The organism is Vibrio sp. TRT 1302, from assembly GCF_050113875.1.
Lineage (GTDB): Bacteria > Pseudomonadota > Gammaproteobacteria > Enterobacterales > Vibrionaceae > Vibrio.
The window spans coordinates 17,705-33,497 of sequence record NZ_JBNJOF010000006.1 but is presented as its reverse complement, the minus strand read 5'-3'; the positions used below and the strand labels follow the sequence as shown (position 1 = coordinate 33,497).

20 protein-coding genes are annotated in these 15,793 nt (G+C 44.7%); 4 read left to right on the top strand and 16 right to left on the bottom strand.

The genetic code is table 11. The annotated features are described in order from the left end of the window. From rimM to ffh, 3 genes are all read right to left on the bottom strand, one after another. Window positions 1–549 carry a ribosome maturation factor RimM gene (gene rimM, locus ACQEXP_RS10335; RefSeq protein ID WP_138971392.1) on the bottom strand — a complete coding sequence of 183 codons (549 nt, stop codon included), beginning with the start codon at window positions 547–549 and terminating at the stop codon, window positions 1–3. Window positions 550–575: 26 nt separating this feature from the next. Continuing rightward, window positions 576–824, bottom strand: coding sequence for a 30S ribosomal protein S16 (gene rpsP / locus ACQEXP_RS10330; protein WP_004410028.1), 249 nt, complete (start codon window positions 822–824; stop codon window positions 576–578). Window positions 825–1,030: 206 nt separating this feature from the next. Continuing rightward, the gene (ffh, locus tag ACQEXP_RS10325; RefSeq protein ID WP_269377480.1) at window positions 1,031–2,419 is read right to left on the bottom strand and encodes a signal recognition particle protein; all 1,389 of its coding nucleotides are present in this window, start codon (window positions 2,417–2,419) and stop codon (window positions 1,031–1,033) included. Window positions 2,420–2,627: 208 nt separating this feature from the next. Here ffh and ACQEXP_RS10320 point away from each other — a divergent pair, with 208 nt between their 5' ends. Together ACQEXP_RS10320 and ACQEXP_RS10315 are read left to right on the top strand one after the other, a co-directional pair. After that, window positions 2,628–3,422 carry a cytochrome C assembly family protein gene (locus tag ACQEXP_RS10320; RefSeq protein ID WP_269377481.1) on the top strand — a complete coding sequence of 265 codons (795 nt, stop codon included), beginning with the start codon at window positions 2,628–2,630 and terminating at the stop codon, window positions 3,420–3,422. A 121-nt stretch (window positions 3,423–3,543) separates the two neighbouring features. After that, complete coding sequence (locus ACQEXP_RS10315) at window positions 3,544–4,815, top strand: HlyC/CorC family transporter (protein WP_138971395.1); 1,272 nt, start codon at window positions 3,544–3,546, stop codon at window positions 4,813–4,815. Between the two features lie 77 nt (window positions 4,816–4,892). Here ACQEXP_RS10315 and rpoS read toward each other — a convergent pair whose 3' ends face one another. The 11 genes from rpoS to folB all read right to left on the bottom strand — a co-directional run bounded on the left by rpoS (window position 4,893) and on the right by folB (window position 12,583). Beyond that, entirely contained in the window at window positions 4,893–5,873 is a 981-nt protein-coding gene (gene rpoS, locus ACQEXP_RS10310; protein ID WP_426969730.1) for an RNA polymerase sigma factor RpoS, read from the bottom strand. A gap of 71 nt (window positions 5,874–5,944) precedes the next feature. After that, the gene (gene nlpD / locus ACQEXP_RS10305; RefSeq protein WP_269377484.1) at window positions 5,945–6,856 is read right to left on the bottom strand and encodes a murein hydrolase activator NlpD; all 912 of its coding nucleotides are present in this window, start codon (window positions 6,854–6,856) and stop codon (window positions 5,945–5,947) included. Window positions 6,857–6,858: 2 nt separating this feature from the next. Further along, complete coding sequence (locus tag ACQEXP_RS10300; RefSeq protein WP_269377486.1) at window positions 6,859–7,485, bottom strand: protein-L-isoaspartate(D-aspartate) O-methyltransferase; 627 nt, start codon at window positions 7,483–7,485, stop codon at window positions 6,859–6,861. 2 nt (window positions 7,486–7,487) lie between these two features. After that, entirely contained in the window at window positions 7,488–8,246 is a 759-nt protein-coding gene (gene surE, locus ACQEXP_RS10295; RefSeq protein WP_426969728.1) for a 5'/3'-nucleotidase SurE, read from the bottom strand. Further along, entirely contained in the window at window positions 8,243–9,289 is a 1,047-nt protein-coding gene (truD, locus tag ACQEXP_RS10290) for a tRNA pseudouridine(13) synthase TruD (RefSeq protein WP_426969726.1), read from the bottom strand. Before truD ends, surE begins: the two co-directional genes overlap by 4 nt. Before the next feature lie 58 nt (window positions 9,290–9,347). After that, window positions 9,348–9,824 carry a 2-C-methyl-D-erythritol 2,4-cyclodiphosphate synthase gene (gene ispF, locus ACQEXP_RS10285; RefSeq protein ID WP_426969724.1) on the bottom strand — a complete coding sequence of 159 codons (477 nt, stop codon included), beginning with the start codon at window positions 9,822–9,824 and terminating at the stop codon, window positions 9,348–9,350. Between the two features lie 3 nt (window positions 9,825–9,827). Then, window positions 9,828–10,535, bottom strand: a complete 708-nt coding sequence (gene ispD / locus ACQEXP_RS10280; RefSeq protein ID WP_426969722.1) for a 2-C-methyl-D-erythritol 4-phosphate cytidylyltransferase — start codon at window positions 10,533–10,535, stop codon at window positions 9,828–9,830. Beyond that, window positions 10,536–10,814 (bottom strand): cell division protein FtsB, encoded by a 279-nt coding sequence (ftsB, locus tag ACQEXP_RS10275; RefSeq protein WP_138971402.1) that lies wholly within the window; start codon window positions 10,812–10,814, stop codon window positions 10,536–10,538. It lies immediately after the preceding gene. Window positions 10,815–10,925: 111 nt separating this feature from the next. After that, entirely contained in the window at window positions 10,926–11,729 is an 804-nt protein-coding gene (locus tag ACQEXP_RS10270; protein ID WP_426969720.1) for an undecaprenyl-diphosphate phosphatase, read from the bottom strand. Between the two features lie 18 nt (window positions 11,730–11,747). After that, window positions 11,748–12,233 carry a 2-amino-4-hydroxy-6-hydroxymethyldihydropteridine diphosphokinase gene (folK, locus tag ACQEXP_RS10265; protein WP_426969718.1) on the bottom strand — a complete coding sequence of 162 codons (486 nt, stop codon included), beginning with the start codon at window positions 12,231–12,233 and terminating at the stop codon, window positions 11,748–11,750. Further along, window positions 12,230–12,583, bottom strand: coding sequence for a bifunctional dihydroneopterin aldolase/7,8-dihydroneopterin epimerase (folB, locus tag ACQEXP_RS10260; protein WP_426969717.1), 354 nt, complete (start codon window positions 12,581–12,583; stop codon window positions 12,230–12,232). The genes folK and folB overlap by 4 nt, the downstream gene beginning before the upstream one ends. 153 nt (window positions 12,584–12,736) lie before the next feature. On the opposite strand from folB, the gene plsY reads away from it, so the two are divergent. Continuing rightward, window positions 12,737–13,348 carry a glycerol-3-phosphate 1-O-acyltransferase PlsY gene (gene plsY, locus ACQEXP_RS10255; RefSeq protein ID WP_426969715.1) on the top strand — a complete coding sequence of 204 codons (612 nt, stop codon included), beginning with the start codon at window positions 12,737–12,739 and terminating at the stop codon, window positions 13,346–13,348. 30 nt (window positions 13,349–13,378) lie between these two features. Here plsY and ACQEXP_RS10250 read toward each other — a convergent pair whose 3' ends face one another. Continuing rightward, window positions 13,379–14,194 carry an alpha/beta fold hydrolase gene (locus ACQEXP_RS10250; protein WP_426969713.1) on the bottom strand — a complete coding sequence of 272 codons (816 nt, stop codon included), beginning with the start codon at window positions 14,192–14,194 and terminating at the stop codon, window positions 13,379–13,381. Between the two features lie 121 nt (window positions 14,195–14,315). Beyond that, complete coding sequence (gene tsaD, locus ACQEXP_RS10245; RefSeq protein ID WP_426969711.1) at window positions 14,316–15,332, bottom strand: tRNA (adenosine(37)-N6)-threonylcarbamoyltransferase complex transferase subunit TsaD; 1,017 nt, start codon at window positions 15,330–15,332, stop codon at window positions 14,316–14,318. 229 nt (window positions 15,333–15,561) lie between these two features. Between tsaD and rpsU the strand changes: the two genes are divergently transcribed. Further along, complete coding sequence (rpsU, locus tag ACQEXP_RS10240; RefSeq protein ID WP_001145625.1) at window positions 15,562–15,777, top strand: 30S ribosomal protein S21; 216 nt, start codon at window positions 15,562–15,564, stop codon at window positions 15,775–15,777. The last annotated feature ends 16 nt before the right edge of the window (window positions 15,778–15,793 follow it).

The window sequence follows — 15,793 nt, the reverse complement described above, 5'->3', positions numbered from 1 at the left end:
TTAGAATCCAGGATCCCAGTCAACTTCGATCCGTTGAGCTTCGCGATCAATATGTTTGATCACTTGCTCTTCAAGGAACGGAATTAGTCGTTCCTTTTGCCCAAAAGCATCTTTTAGATTTGCTTTAATTACCAAAACATCGTTGGAGCCAGTTTCTAGCATGTCAGAGACAATGCCTAGATCGTAACCTTTATCGGTTACTACTTGCATACCAATCAAATCACGCCAATAGAACTCGTCTGATGGCAATTCTGGTAATACAGCAGGGTCAATAGAGATTTCAAAGTTAGTCATCAGTTGCGCGTCTTCACGTACATCAAGACCTTCCAGCTTTACCACCAAACCTTTGTTATGGCGCTTCCAGCTTTCTACTTTGTACTCGACCCACTTTTCACCTTGCTTAATAAACCAAGGAGTGTAATCAAATATGCTTTCGGTATTGTCTGTGTAGGAAAAAACCTTGAGCCAACCACGAATGCCGTAAGTAGCACCAAACTTGCCTACAACAATCTTTTCGTCACTCATTGTTTCTTTACCTTTCATCGACATAAGCTAATTTCTACTTCTAAAAAGAATTAAGCCGCTTTTTGAGCGTCTTTAACTAGCTTAGCTACGCGGTCAGATAGAGATGCGCCTTGACCAACCCAGTGGTTAACGCGATCTAGGTCTAGACGTAGACCTTCTTCTTGACCTTGAGCTGTTGGGTTGAAGAAACCAACTTTCTCGATGAAACGGCCAGTTGCTGCATTGCGGCTGTCCGCTACTACGATTTGATAAAATGGACGCTTTTTAGCGCCGTGACGTGCCAAACGAATGGTTACCATGTCGTCCTCTTTGCTTTCTCAAAAATAAAATTAACCCCAGAAACCATTTATCTCTAAATAGTTTGGGGCTCGTGCCAAAATAAAGCTCCGGAATTTTACTCTTATTCCGGAGCAATGCAAGGTCTTTAGCTACTTTTTCACCAACATAAAACGGGATCTAAGTTTGTGACGCAGCTAACACCTTGAAATATTGTTGCTGAGTAAGTTTAGCGACCAAATGGGTTGAAGCCACCGCCACCCATTCCGCCCATGCCACCCATCATGCCTTGCATGTTGCGCATCATGCCTTTCATGCCACCTTTTTGCATTTTCTTCATCATCTTCTGCATCTGGGTGAACTGTTTCAGCAAGCGGTTAACGTCTTGTACCTGAGTACCTGAACCCGCTGCGATGCGCTTTTTACGTGAGCCTTTAATCAGTTCTGGGCGCTGACGCTCTTTCATCGTCATAGAGTTGATGATCGCTTCCATCTGTTTGAACATCTTGTCATCAACTTTATCTTTGATGTTGTCTGGTAAGTTGCTCATACCTGGCAACTTATCCATCATTCCCATCATACCGCCCATGTTTTGCATTTGACCTAGCTGCTCACGGAAGTCTTCGAGATCAAAACCTTTTTTCTCTTTAAACTTCTTAGCGAGCTTTTCTGCCTTTTCTGTATCTACGTTGCGCTGTAGGTCTTCAATCAAAGACAGTACATCACCCATACCCAAAATACGAGAAGCGACACGATCAGGATGGAACGGTTCTAGTGCATCGGTTTTTTCACCAACACCTAAGAATTTGATTGGCTTACCTGTAATATGGCGAACAGATAGGGCCGCACCGCCACGAGCATCACCGTCAACTTTTGTCAGGATGACACCAGTCAGAGGCAGGGCATCACCAAATGCTTTAGCCGTATTCGCCGCGTCTTGCCCCGTCATTGCATCAACAACGAATAGGGTTTCTACAGGATTAATCGCAGAGTGGAGGTCTTTAATCTCCGCCATCATTAGCTCATCTACCGCCAATCGACCCGCAGTATCGACAACAAGAACGTCGTAGAACTTTTTCTTTGCGTGATCAATGGCAGCATTGGCAATGTCAATCGGCTTCTGGTCGGCAGAAGATGGGAAGAAATCAACACCAACATCAGCAGCAAGGGTTTCTAGCTGCTTAATTGCCGCTGGACGGTATACGTCGGCAGAGACAACCAAGACTTTCTTCTTGTCTCTTTCTGTCAGTAGCTTAGAAAGTTTACCTACCGATGTTGTTTTACCCGCACCCTGCAAACCTGCCATTAAGATAACAGCAGGTGGTTGAGCCGCTAAGTTTAGCGCTTCATTTGACTCACCCATTACACCTTCAAGTTCATTTTGAACAATCTTAATGAACTCTTGCCCAGGAGTGAGCGATTTCGAAACTTCTACACCAACGGCTGCTTCTTTAACGCGCTTAATAAAATCACGTACAACAGGCAATGCAACGTCCGCTTCAAGAAGTGCCATTCGCACTTCGCGCAACGTATCTTTAATATTATCTTCGGTCAGGCGACCTTTACCGCTGATATTTTTCAGCGTTTTGGATAAGCGATCCGTTAAATTATCAAACATCTTAGTCTCTTTACCTAGACGGTTTGCAAGGAGCTTCGCCCTTTAAAATGGCGACAAATTACTATGAGTATACCTTAGCCAACCCATGCTTGACACTGCCTAGATGAGTTTTGATCTCTCAAGTCACGCAAATGAAAGAGATAAGTCATAGCTCAAGCCGTTGATGCAGGGTATAATTTGTTAAAAATCCACCAGCTTATAGAGAATAATGGACAACCTAATCGCCGTTGTTGCTGCAATACTCTATCTATTAGCGATTGCAACTATAGTCCCGGGCCTTGTTCACCAAACAGGCATCCGTGTAAAAACTGTCTTTGTCAGTGCATTTATTGCGTTGGCATTTCATGCTTGGCTACTGAGCGATCTCATTTTAGGTAGTTCGGGACAGAATCTCAGTATTCTAAATGTCGCCTCACTAATCAGTTTTATCGTATCGCTGGTGATGAGCGGAGCGATGCTCAAAACTCGCCTGTGGTTTTTGTTGCCAGTCGTCTACAGCTTTGCTGCGATCAATCTTATCGCCGCCGCTTTTCTGCCGAGCACCTTCATTACTCATCTTGAACAAGATCCAAAGCTGCTGATACATATCTCGTTCGCTTTGTTCTCCTATTCAACCTTGACCATTGGTGCACTTTACGCGCTGCAATTAGCTTGGCTTGATCATAAATTAAAAGCGAAGAAAGCGTTGGCGATCAATCCAAATCTGCCACCTCTACTCATGGTGGAGAGACAGCTCTTTAATATCATTTTAATCGGTAACCTGTTACTCACCGGAACTCTTTTAACCGGCTTTGTCTTCGTGCAGGATATGTTCGCACAAGGTAAAGCACACAAGGGCATTCTTTCCTTCATTGCTTGGATTGTTTACTCAGTGCTTCTATGGGGCCACTATCGTAAAGGTTGGCGTGGTCGTAAAGTCACATGGTTTGCCGTCGCTGGCGCAACCTTACTGACCCTTGCCTATTTTGGCAGTCGCTTTGTTCGCGAGATAATCTTGAACTAGTTGATTAAGAAAGGTGCATCTGATGCACCTTTCTTTTACAATACTCAGTTCTTTTTTGAAATTGACTTCACTGACAAATTAGGTCATAAATTAACCAAACATAACAAGGAAAAGATAAGCTTTGGACGACATATCAACGGGTATCTTATTTGCGCTACTCGCGTGTCTTATTGTTATTTCAGGATATTTTTCAGGTTCAGAGACAGGGATGATGTCTTTAAACCGCTACCGACTCAAACACCTTGCCAACCATGGTCATAAAGGTGCTAAACGCGTAGAAAAACTGCTTGATCGCCCTGATCGACTAATTGGTTTAATCTTAATCGGCAATAACCTAGTAAATATTCTTGCCTCTGCGATTGCCACTATCCTCGGCATGCGCTTATTTGGGGATTTAGGCGTTGCTATTGCGACCGGTGCCCTCACCCTTGTCATACTTGTCTTCGCAGAAGTGACCCCAAAAACCCTTGCTGCTCTATATCCCGAAAAGGTTTCTTACGCGAGTAGTATCTTACTCACGATTCTAATGAAGGTGTTGTCACCTCTTGTTTTACTGGTCAATTTTATCACCAATGGTTTTATTCGCTTACTTGGCATAAAAGCAAACCACGGTGCCGAAGATCCGTTGAGCTCTGAAGAATTAAGAACCGTTGTAAATGAAGCTGGCAGCTTAATTCCTCGCCGCCACCAAGACATGCTGATATCGATTCTCGACCTCGAGCATGTCACCGTTAACGACATTATGGTGCCTCGTAATGAGATTACCGGTATTGATATCAACGATGACTGGAAATCTATCGTACGTCAGTTAACCCACTCTCCGCATGGTCGAGTTGTTCTATATCGCGATAAGATAGATGAAGTGGTTGGTATGTTACGTTTACGTGAGTCTTACCGCCTGATGTTGGAAAAAAATGAGTCAACGAAGGAGACACTTTTGCGCGCGGCGGATGAAGTCTACTTTATTCCTGAAAGTACGCCTCTCAATGTCCAGTTACTTAAGTTCCAACGCAATAAAGAGCGCATCGGTTTAATTGTCGACGAATATGGCGATATCATTGGTTTGATTACCTTAGAAGACATTCTTGAAGAGATCGTAGGGGAATTTACTACCTCTATTGCACCAAGCCTGTCTGATGAGATCAGTCCACAAGGTGATGGTAGCTTCCTGATTGAGGGTAGCGCCAATATCCGAGATATCAATAAAGGACTCAAGTGGTCTCTACCGACTGATGGACCTAGAACCTTGAACGGTCTAATCCTAGAGCATTTAGAAGACATCCCAGAAAGTCATCTTAGCGTGCAAGTCTCTGGTCACCCGATGGAGATCGTTGAGTTGGAAGAAAACCGCATCAAGCAAGTAAAAGTCTTTCCAAAACTGAAGTCGAAATAAACCGATTTCATTGAACGACAATCACGATCAAAAAAGCCTTGGAATTACCAAGGCTTTTTAATACTCAGAGGACAACGTTAGTCTTCAGTAACACTGAATAAGTTTTCCATATTCAGACCTTGCTTGATAAGAATTTCTCTTAATCGACGTAGGCCTTCTACCTGAATCTGACGCACTCGCTCACGAGTTAGATTGATCTCACGTCCTACTTCTTCCAACGTTGAAGGCTCATAGCCTAGTAGGCCAAAGCGACGAGCTAGCACTTCTTTCTGCTTAGGGTTAAGTTCGTCTAACCAATGAATCAGAGAATCTCTAATATCGTCATCCTGCGTGGAGACCTCTGGATCTGAGTTATTGACATCCGGAATGATATCCAGCAAGGCTTTTTCACCATCCCCACCGATCGGTGTATCAACCGAGCTTATACGCTCATTCAAACGCAGCATCTTACTGACATCATCAACTGGCTTATCGAGTTGTGTTGCAATCTCTTCAGCAGTTGGTTCGTGATCGAGTTTCTGTGATAGTTCACGCGCTGTACGTAGATAGATGTTTAGCTCTTTGACGACATGAATAGGTAAACGGATTGTGCGAGTTTGATTCATCAAAGCACGTTCAATGGTTTGGCGGATCCACCAAGTCGCATAAGTAGAGAATCTAAATCCACGTTCTGGATCAAATTTCTCAACCGCTCGGATCAAACCAAGATTACCCTCTTCGATAAGATCTAATAGAGCAAGGCCACGATTGCTGTAACGTCGGGAAATTTTTACAACTAGACGCAGATTACTTTCTATCATGCGTTTACGTGCGGCCTCATCGCCACGAAGAGCGCGTCTCGCGTATAGCACTTCTTCTTCTGCGGTGAGTAGTGGAGAAAAGCCAATTTCGCCTAAGTAAAGCTGTGTTGCATCCAAGCTTTTGCTTGATGCATCAAACTCTTCTTTGACGTCCTCAGATAAATCTAATTTAGTGGATTCGGTAGCTTGAAACGTATCCATCGTTTCGTCACTAACTTCGAATGGTTCGACTTTCGTTGCTGCATTGCTGATACTCATAGCGCCTCCCCCTGGCGAGCTAGCAAGACATTACTACGTCTAATGTCGCTATTTTACTCTAATAGTAAATTTTATGGTAAGTAGCGTTTTGGATTGACTGACTTACCTTGATAGCGAATTTCAAAGTGCAAACGAACGCTACTGGCTCCGGAGCTGCCCATTGTTGCAATCTTTTGGCCTGCTTTTACACTCTGTCCTTCGTGTACTAGCAACCGATCATTATGTGCATATGCACTGAGGTAATTGTCGTTATGTTTAATAATCACGAGATTACCGTAACCGCGTAGCGCATTGCCTGAATAAACGACGGTGCCACCTGCTGTTGATACGATAGATTGACCACGCTGTCCTGCGATATCAATACCTTTGTTCCCTTGATCTCCAGCAGAGAAGTTTTTGATTACTCTCCCTTTTGTTGGCCATAACCACTTGGAAATTTTGTTGTTGTTTGAAGTTGATTTACTGGCTGTGTTGGTCACTTTTTGTTTGTCGTTAGAACCAACATACTCCTTTGATTTCGATTGATCAACCTTCTTAGGAGGATCTTTTTTAACCTGTGTTTGATTATTTTTTGTACTGCTCGGGGTAACCTTTTGATTCGAGTTTTTACTCGATACTGTACTCGTTTGTGGTTTCGATGGTACTGCTGCAACCGCTATTGCAGCTCCAGCACCTGTGCCACCATAGGCTGGAGCATTGTATGCAGGTTGCCATAGCTTAAGCTTCTGACCGGGGTAAATCGTGTAAGGCGCTTTTAATGAGTTATAGCTAATTATCTCATTAACATCCTTATCAGTAACATAAGCAATGAAATATAGCGTGTCGCCTTTTTCTACCTGATAGTAACTGCCTCGATAACTGCCACGAGAAACAGAGCCATAGTCTTTTTGAAGACCAGATACTGGTGCAGGCGAATGAGCAGCACATCCAAATAACATACTGCTTAATCCAAGAATGAGAAGTAAGACGATACAACGCTTCATTACTATGCGAGATCACCCGCGACTAAAGGAACAAAGCGCACCATCTCAATGATCTCTGAACTGAATTGATCATCTTGACGAGTGATCTTTAACAACTGCTGCTCTTCTGTTCCAACCGGGATAACCATAATACCCTTATTATTCAGTTGCTCTAGTAATGCAGAAGGCACCGATTCGGCTGCCGCTGTGACGATAATAGCATCAAACGGTCCCTTGGCTGGCCAGCCTTGCCAACCATCGCCATGCTTAGTCGATACATTATATATATCTAACTGTTTAAGGCGCCTTTTCGCTTCCCACTGCAATGCTTTAATACGTTCGATAGAGTAAACATGATCGACAAGCTGTGCTAGCACCGCCGTTTGATAACCCGATCCCGTTCCTATCTCAAGAACACGACTGTCTCTGTTTAGCTCTAACATTTCTGTCATTTTAGCGACAATGTAAGGCTGTGAAATTGTCTGTCCCTGACCAATAGGCAACGCGTTATTATCATAGGCTTGGTGCATCATCGCTTGAGAGACAAATTGTTCTCTAGGAAGGCGATAAATAGCATCAAGTACCTTTTTATCTTGTATGCCACTCGCGACAAGAAAGTCGATTAATCTGTCAGCATGTGGATTGACCATTGTTACTTATCCTTTAACCAATTATCCATACTCGAAAGAGACTCATGGGCCGTAAGATCGACTTGAAGCGGAGTGATGGACACGTAACCGCGTTCAATGGCAAAAAAGTCAGTACCTTCACCCGCATCTTGTTCTTTGCCTGGAGGGCCAAGCCAATAGATATCATGACCACGCGGATCTTTCTGCTTAATCATTGCTTCTGCGTGATGGCGCGCACCAAGTCGAGTCACCACAGTGCCTTTCAGCTGTTCAGGCGTCACATCAGGGACATTAACATTCAGTAAACGGTTCGTTGGGATCGGTGATCGAGCATGCTGAGCAACCATTTGACGCGCAATCTTGGCGGCAGTTCCAAAATGATGTTTGCCAACTAAAGAGAAGGCTATGGCTTGAACACCAAGAAAGTGACCTTCCATCGCTGCCGCGACCGTGCCTGAATAGAGCACATCATCACCAAGGTTCGCACCATGATTAATGCCCGTTAAAACAAGATCAGGCAGTTGATCTTTCATCAATTCGTTAAGAGCAAAATGAACACAATCCGTCGGCGTACCTTGCACAGAGTAGACCAGTGGAGCGATTTGATTCACTCGCAAAGGCTGCTCTAACGTCAGAGAGTTGGAAGCGCCTGAACGGTTACGGTCAGGGGCAACAATGGTCACCTCTGCCATATCGCGTAGCGCATCTGCTAGAGTATGAATCCCTTCCGCATGCACCCCGTCATCGTTACTGATCAATATTCTCAGACGTCTATCGCTCATTGGTATTGGCGCTCCACTTCGATTTCTTCAATGAGTTCTCGAATAATCGCTGTCGCGAAACAACCAGCGTCCAGAGAGAAGGTCAGCGTTACGTTATCTCCCTCGACTTCCCAACTCAGATCTTGAGGCATCAAGCCAATTTCACGACGATCATGGCGCATTCGATTGCCACGAATCAATGCCATCAGATCGGGTTCCGCATCTAAATGAGGTTGCTCAAGCGTTAAAGCCTGATTCTTGGTAGGCAGTTCATTGTCACCGGCTAAAGCCGCTGTAAGCTGGACATCCCCTTGCATCAACTGGCTGTTGACTCGCTCTAAACTGTCAAGTTCAACGGCTTGTAATGCTTTATCTTGTAGGATCAAATCACCATCGACAGCTTGCGTGAATAGACCTTTTTCAATTCGCTCAGAAACAATGCTGTTAAAAATCCATGAACGCGCCGCAGAAAGGTACAGACTGCGTTTATTTTGGTTACGCGTGCGAACATTTTCACGTCCCCAGCGTCTTGCCTCGATGAGGTTATTGCCTTGATTACCAAAACGCTGACTACCAAAATAATTTGGCACACCGGCTTTACTCACCGCTTCTAGACGCTGTAAAACATCAGCGACATCGGTCACTTCAGAGAGAGTGATAACAAATTGGTTCCCGACGAGATCGCCTGGGCGTAACTTCTTGTTATGTCTATCTGTCGCCAATATCTCTATGTTCGGATATTGAGCAAGGAACGAAGAGAAGTCAGGCATATCACCTTTAGGTAGATGAATGCTCAACCACTGCTCTGTAACAGCATGGCGATCTTTTAGACCAGCCCAACTGACGTCCTTAGATTTAACACCGCACACCTTTGCCAACTCGTTAGCGACAAAGCTGGTGTTTTCCCCACTTTTACGGATGCGCACCATTAAATGCTCACCACTGCCAGTAAACTCAAAACCAAGATCTTCATTAACTTGGAAATGTTCTGGTTGGGCTTTTAGTTTACCTTTAGACGTTGGCTTACCATTTAAGTAGGCCAATGAAGATAGAATATCAGACATAGTATTTTCCATACTGAACGAAGGATTGCTGTCGCCTCCCCACGTTCAATAAGCTTTGTTATTCTTTAACAAGCAACACAACTGCTTCAGTTGCGATGCCTTCTTTTCGCCCAGTAAAGCCAAGGCGTTCTGTCGTTGTTGCCTTGACGTTAATATTAGTCAAGTCGGTCTCAAGGTCTTGGGCTATAACTTGACACATAGCGTCGATATGAGGCGCCATTTTAGGTGCTTGGGCAATAATCGTAATATCCGCATTACCTAAAATATAGCCTTGCTGACGTACTCTCTGGTACACATCGCGCAGCAAATCTCGACTGTTGGCGCCTTTCCATTTGTCATCCGTATCTGGAAAGTGGCGACCAATGTCTCCAGCAGCAATCGCACCAAGCAATGCATCACATAAAGCATGTAAAGCCACATCACCATCGGAATGAGCAATCAACCCTTGTTCATAGGGGACCTCGACACCGCCAATAACAACGGGACCTTCTCCACCAAATTTATGTACATCAAAGCCGTGGCCAATTCGAATCATGAGTTATCCTTTATTTCTCGTCAGATAAAACTCGGCTAACGCTAAATCTTCCGGTTGAGTTATTTTTATATTGTCAGCTCGGCCATGAACCAAAGCTGGCTTCTCCCCAAGCCATTCAATAGCAGACGCTTCGTCAGTAATTTGGACACCTTGGTCTAGTGCGTGCGACAAAGCATATCTAAGCGGTTGAGTTTTAAAAAGTTGTGGTGTTAATGCATGCCACAATGCTTCCCTATCAACGGTATGGTCGATATTTTGTTGAGCATTCGCTCGTTTCATCGTATCTCTGACTGGCGTAGCAAGAATGCCACCGAGTTGATTGGTAATCGCTACCTTAATCAGATTATCGATGTCATTTAGGTCAACACAAGGTCTCGCCGCATCGTGAACCATTGCCCACTGCGCTAACTGATTACTCTCGATGTAATCGAGAGCTGACAGCACAGAGTCCGCTCTTTCCTTGCCTCCAGAGACTCTTATCACCTCTGGATTATTCGCCAAACTGAGTTGAGGAAAATATGGGTCATCATCACTGATGGCGACAATAACTTTGTCGACCGATGTGTGAGTTAAGAGCTTCTCAACGGTATGCTCAAGAATGGTTTTTCCTGATATTTCGAGATACTGCTTTGGACGATCTGCCTGCATGCGGCTGCCGACACCCGCGGCAGGAACCACCGCCACGATGGAGAGTGAAGAGGTTAACGTCATTTAATTATTCTCTCCAACGATACGATAAAAAGTCTCACCTTCTTTAATCATACCTAGCTCATGCCTAGCACGTTCTTCGATAGCATCTAGGCCTTGGCGTAAATCGTCTATTTCTGCGAACATTTCATTGTTTCTAGCTTGAAGATTGTTATTCACTTGATGCTGAACCTGCGTTTCAGCGTTCACTGCTTGAAAATCTGAAATACCGTTTTTGCCAAACCACAGTTCAAATTGTAGCCAGCCAAGAATCAAGCATAAGGTCAGTGCAAAAATTCGCATATGATTAATCAAAGAAGAGAAAGATCAAGACCACATATATACCATAATGTCGCTGCTGGCGCGAGATTGGGCTATGTGGTCTTAGTTAAGATCATGTTGAAAATGAATTCGTTAGTTCAATGTCAAAAACACTATAAGTCCGACACCAAGTAGCAAACGGTAAATCACAAATGGGGTCATTCCCATACGAGAAATTAATTTCAAGAAGAAGTGGATACAAATATATGCACTAATAAATGACGTAACGATTCCCGTCATCAGGAAGCCGAAATGAATTGGCTCACCGCTAGTGACTAATTTGAGACCTAAGTAACCACCCGCAAGCAGAATAATTGGGATAGACATTAGAAATGAGAAACGCGCTGCCGCTTCTCGAGTAAATCCAAGATAAAGTGCGGCAGTAATTGTCGCACCTGAGCGAGAGGTTCCTGGGATCATTGCCAAAGCCTGACTGATACCGATGAACAGAGCTTTCTTCCAATCGGCAGTATATTCATCATCCACTAACTTGGCATTTTTATCGACAAACCAAAGCAGCAAGCCAAAAACGATGGTTGTTGTCGCAATGACCCATGCGCTACGCAAGTAAATTTCAATAAAGTCCTTCATCAGCAGACCAAAGACACAAGCTGGAATCGTCGCTAAAACTATCATCCATGCCAGTTTTGACTCTTTGCTTCGCTCCCCCTTAAAAATGGAGGCAAAGAAAGCAGAAAGAAGACTAACAACTTCATTGCGGAAGTAAATCACCACCGCGGCTAACGTACCAACATGGACGGCAACATCGAAAGCCAGACCTTGATCTTCCCAACCTAAAATTGCCGAAGGTAGAATTAGATGTGCTGAACTCGAAATGGGTAAGAATTCCGTCAAACCCTGAATTAGAGCCAGAATAAAGGCTTCAAAGTAACTCATTAAAATCTCATCTTTTTATTAGCTAAACCACATTGGAACAGGCTCTAGAACAACATTAAAATTGGATTGCTGCCAGATTTGTTCAATCGTTCGCCCATCTTGAGGCACAACCAGTTGTGGACAAAGCTCCATCAAAGGCTGGAGAACAAAAGCATATTTAAAAATATCGCTGCGTGGTAATTGCGGTTTCTCGCTGGAAACCTGTTCACCAAACAAAATAATGTCGAGATCGACCGTTCTTGGCTCAAACTTACCCGCGTCCGCTGCGCGCCCCCATTTCAGCTCAATATCTCTCAATTGACGTGAAAATTCTGTCAATGTCAGTGATGTTTTGATCTCTGCCACTAAGTTGTAGAAGGCATGGCTTTCAAAACCTACGGCTTCGCATTCGAAAATCGTCGACAGACGAATATCCTGCCCCAGAGCTCTAAGCTCTTCAATCGCCGCTTGAATATGCTTGCGTCGATCAATATTGGATCCTATACCAACATAAGCGGTTATCATGCAACGCCTCGTTCGATGATAACACCCACTCCTTTAGCTTGCGGTACAGCTCCTGGCTTGGTTAAACGAATCTTAATCCAAGGCACATTGAAACGGGTCATGATCAACTCAGCGATCTCTTCTGCAACACGCTCAACAAGAAGGAAACGTCCACCTTCAATATGCGATAGAACTGCGGAACTCACCTGAGCATAATCCAGAGCATCAACAACATCATCGCTTTTACCTGCCGGACGATTGTCATGAGCCATTTCAATATCAAGCACTAACTTTTGCTTAATCTCTTGCTCCCAGTCGTATACACCGATCGTAGTAATTACTTCCAATTGCTCGATAAATACTTTGTCCATCTGTTACTTCCTTAGAGGTCGGATACCCAAATCAGGTAAAAAGTCGTACAATTTCTGCCTCAAACCTCGTACATATGTAGTTTGAGAGCGTCAAGCGCGATATGATATCAGTTACTTGCTTGGCTAACACCTGTTTCGGACGAGTTCTCTACTATGACCCCACTAGCACTGGTTATGATCATTTCAGCCTATCTACTAGGCTCGATCTCGAGTGCGGTTTTAATTTGTCGTATTTTGAGATTGCCGGATCCACGAGGTGTGGGTTCGAACAATCCGGGCGCAACGAACGTTCTTCGAATCGGTGGCAAGAAAGCAGCGGTTGCTGTCTTACTCTGTGACATGCTGAAAGGCACCATACCCGTCTGGGGTGGTTACTTTTTAGGTATTGATCCAATTATGCTAGGCGTGATTGCCATAGCGGCTTGCTTAGGACATATGTACCCTATTTTCTTCCATTTTAAAGGCGGAAAAGGAGTAGCAACTGCACTGGGCGCGATCGCTCCTATTGGATTAGATCTGACCGCTATGATTATTGCTACGTGGATCAGTGTTGCCTTTTTGTTCCGATACTCTTCACTCGCGGCACTTGTCACTGTACTGCTCGCACCGTTCTACACTTGGATGATAAAGCCACAATATACTCTGCCAGTCGCTATGCTCTGCTGCCTGATCATTTTCAGACACCATCAGAATATAAAACGCCTACTGGAAGGTACTGAACCTAAAGTCGGTGAAAAGAAGAATGGATTAAATAAAGCCTCATAACGAGGCTTTATTTTTGGATGGTGAATAACTTTAAGCGTGAATTCTGTCTAGGAAATTTTTAAGCATTTCCGTGACAAATTCCGGCTGTTCAAGATTCGATATATGCCCAGCCCTCGGGATCTGAATTAATTCTGAACCACTAATGCAATCGTGCATAAGATAAGACTCTAACACTGGGCGAGGTTTATCCTCCTGCCCAACGGCAATCAGCACCGGCAGAGCAAACTTCTCAATATCTTCAATCTGATCTCGACGACCAAACACCATTCGCCCTACGCGTGCAACCTCTACCGCTTTATCACCTTTCAATGCCATTAGAGATTGAACAAACTGATCCACCAATTGAGGGTTATCTTGCTGAACATTATTGGCAAAAAATAGCGGCGTGACTGCGTCTACAATCGGGGCAGGCACCGCTTGTACCTGACTGATGGTATCGAGCATCGCAAAATACTTTTTATGGGTAACTTCAGGCTCCAAGCCAACAAATGTATCCATCAGAACCAAGGCATTCACACGCTGCGACGCGAGTGAAACAAGTTCAGTCCCCCACATTCCCCCAACCGATAAACCAACCAGTGAGAAAGTTTCAATATCTAGGTGATCCATCAACGCAAGAATTTGCTGAGCGTAGTCAGTGAGTGAGCGTGTTGAACTAGGTGCAAAGTCAGAATCACCATGCGCCCACAACTCAGGGACAATACAACGATAGTGTTGGCTCAATGCCTCAACCTGCGGAGCCCACATTTGGCTGTCCCACAAGTAACTGTGACCAAAAACAATCACTGGTCCTTGACCTACATCCTGATAGGCCATTTCACAGCCATCGATGGCAAACTTATTCATCTTTTGTATTCCAGATATGATTTCAAAAGCGCAGCCTATCATTATTTGGCTAATGAAGAGCTCGGAGCTTAGATATAGCAAGGTCGCCCAATAGGGCGACCTTTATTTGTGCATCGTGAGATTATGCAACAGGCTCAAGTTGGTCGATCGGCCAACGTGGTACAGCCTGAACGGAAAGATCGGCCACTTCACCATTTCTTAGACGCTGCATACCTGCGTAGGCGATCATCGCGCCATTGTCGGTACAGAACTCGGTTCTAGGGTAGTAAACTTCACCGCCGATTTTCTTCGCAAGCTGTTCTAGATCGGCACGTAATCTGCGGTTAGCACTAACGCCACCAGCAATTACGATACGCTTGAATCCCGTTTGTTCCAGTGCACGCTTACACTTGATAGTTAAGGTTGCACACACTGCCTCTTCAAACGCAAGGGCGATATCGGCGCGCGTTTGCTCATCATCGCCATTCGCTGCAATGGTATTCGCCGTAAAAGTTTTCAAACCAGAAAAACTCATATCTAGACCCGGACGATCTGTCATTGGTCGTGGAAACTTGAAGCGACCAGGCGTGCCTTTTTCAGCCAATTTCGATAGCAGTGGACCACCTGGGTAATCGAGCCCCATCAGTTTCGCGGTTTTGTCGAACGCTTCACCTGCTGCATCATCAATCGACTCACCAAGAATCTTGTATTCACCGATGCCTTTAACTTCAACCATCATTGAGTGTCCACCCGACACTAACACCGCAACAAATGGGAAAGGAGGTGGATTATCTTCCAGCATCGGAGCAAGTAGGTGGCCTTCCATATGATGTACAGGAACCGCCGGAACGCCCCAAGCATAAGCAAGGCTGCGGCCGATTGTTGCGCCAACTAACAACGCCCCCACAAGACCAGGGCCTGCCGTGTAAGCAACGCCGTCAATATCTTTTGGAGTCAGATTTGCCTCAGCCATAGCGGCTTTGATCAACGGAATTGTTTTCTTAACGTGATCACGAGAAGCCAGTTCAGGAACGACACCACCGTAATCGGCGTGAAGTTTTACCTGACTATAAAGCTGGTGAGAAAGTAGTCCCTTCTCATCATCATAAATGGCAATTCCCGTTTCATCACAAGAGGTTTCGATACCAATAATGCGCATGGTTTACCCTGGATGTCTTTGTCTCAAATTCAAAATTGGCGCAATCTTACCGCGCCTTAGCTTCTCAAACAAATTTTGTGCAAACTCTACCCAACAAAATACTTTACAAAGCCAGTGTGATCGGATTAAAATTCCGCACCATTTTTGATCAAGCTGATTGTAGACCTAACGGCTAAGTTAGGTACTGTGAAGTCAGCATTAACGAATTAACCCCTGAGGTGAAAGGCATATGCCAGTAGTTAAAGTACGTGAAAACGAACCGTTCGACGTTGCACTACGTCGTTTCAAACGCTCTTGCGAAAAAGCAGGTATCCTTTCTGAAGTGCGTCGTCGTGAGCACTACGAAAAACCAACTACAGTTCGCAAACGCGCTAAAGCAGCAGCTCAAAAGCGTCACGCTAAGAAGCTTGCTCGCGAAAACGCTCGTCGCGTTCGCCTGTACTAATAACTAAGTCCTAAAG

Coding starts and splice junctions, on each gene's coding strand:
- ffh (WP_269377480.1), bottom strand. CDS start 2,419: ATGTTTGATAATTTAACGGATCGCTTATCCAAAACGCTGAAAAATATC.
- ACQEXP_RS10250 (WP_426969713.1), bottom strand. CDS start 14,194: ATGAATAAGTTTGCCATCGATGGCTGTGAAATGGCCTATCAGGATGTA.
- rimM (WP_138971392.1), bottom strand. CDS start 549: ATGTCGATGAAAGGTAAAGAAACAATGAGTGACGAAAAGATTGTTGTA.
- tsaD (WP_426969711.1), bottom strand. CDS start 15,332: ATGCGCATTATTGGTATCGAAACCTCTTGTGATGAAACGGGAATTGCC.
- folB (WP_426969717.1), bottom strand. CDS start 12,583: ATGGACAAAGTATTTATCGAGCAATTGGAAGTAATTACTACGATCGGT.
- ACQEXP_RS10270 (WP_426969720.1), bottom strand. CDS start 11,729: ATGAGTTACTTTGAAGCCTTTATTCTGGCTCTAATTCAGGGTTTGACG.
- nlpD (WP_269377484.1), bottom strand. CDS start 6,856: ATGAAGCGTTGTATCGTCTTACTTCTCATTCTTGGATTAAGCAGTATG.
- folK (WP_426969718.1), bottom strand. CDS start 12,233: ATGATAACCGCTTATGTTGGTATAGGATCCAATATTGATCGACGCAAG.
- ACQEXP_RS10320 (WP_269377481.1), top strand. CDS start 2,628: ATGGACAACCTAATCGCCGTTGTTGCTGCAATACTCTATCTATTAGCG.
- ispF (WP_426969724.1), bottom strand. CDS start 9,824: ATGATTCGAATTGGCCACGGCTTTGATGTACATAAATTTGGTGGAGAA.
- ACQEXP_RS10300 (WP_269377486.1), bottom strand. CDS start 7,485: ATGGTCAATCCACATGCTGACAGATTAATCGACTTTCTTGTCGCGAGT.
- rpoS (WP_426969730.1), bottom strand. CDS start 5,873: ATGAGTATCAGCAATGCAGCAACGAAAGTCGAACCATTCGAAGTTAGT.
- ftsB (WP_138971402.1), bottom strand. CDS start 10,814: ATGCGAATTTTTGCACTGACCTTATGCTTGATTCTTGGCTGGCTACAA.
- plsY (WP_426969715.1), top strand. CDS start 12,737: ATGACCCCACTAGCACTGGTTATGATCATTTCAGCCTATCTACTAGGC.
- ispD (WP_426969722.1), bottom strand. CDS start 10,535: ATGACGTTAACCTCTTCACTCTCCATCGTGGCGGTGGTTCCTGCCGCG.
- truD (WP_426969726.1), bottom strand. CDS start 9,289: ATGTCTGATATTCTATCTTCATTGGCCTACTTAAATGGTAAGCCAACG.
- rpsP (WP_004410028.1), bottom strand. CDS start 824: ATGGTAACCATTCGTTTGGCACGTCACGGCGCTAAAAAGCGTCCATTT.
- rpsU (WP_001145625.1), top strand. CDS start 15,562: ATGCCAGTAGTTAAAGTACGTGAAAACGAACCGTTCGACGTTGCACTA.
- surE (WP_426969728.1), bottom strand. CDS start 8,246: ATGAGCGATAGACGTCTGAGAATATTGATCAGTAACGATGACGGGGTG.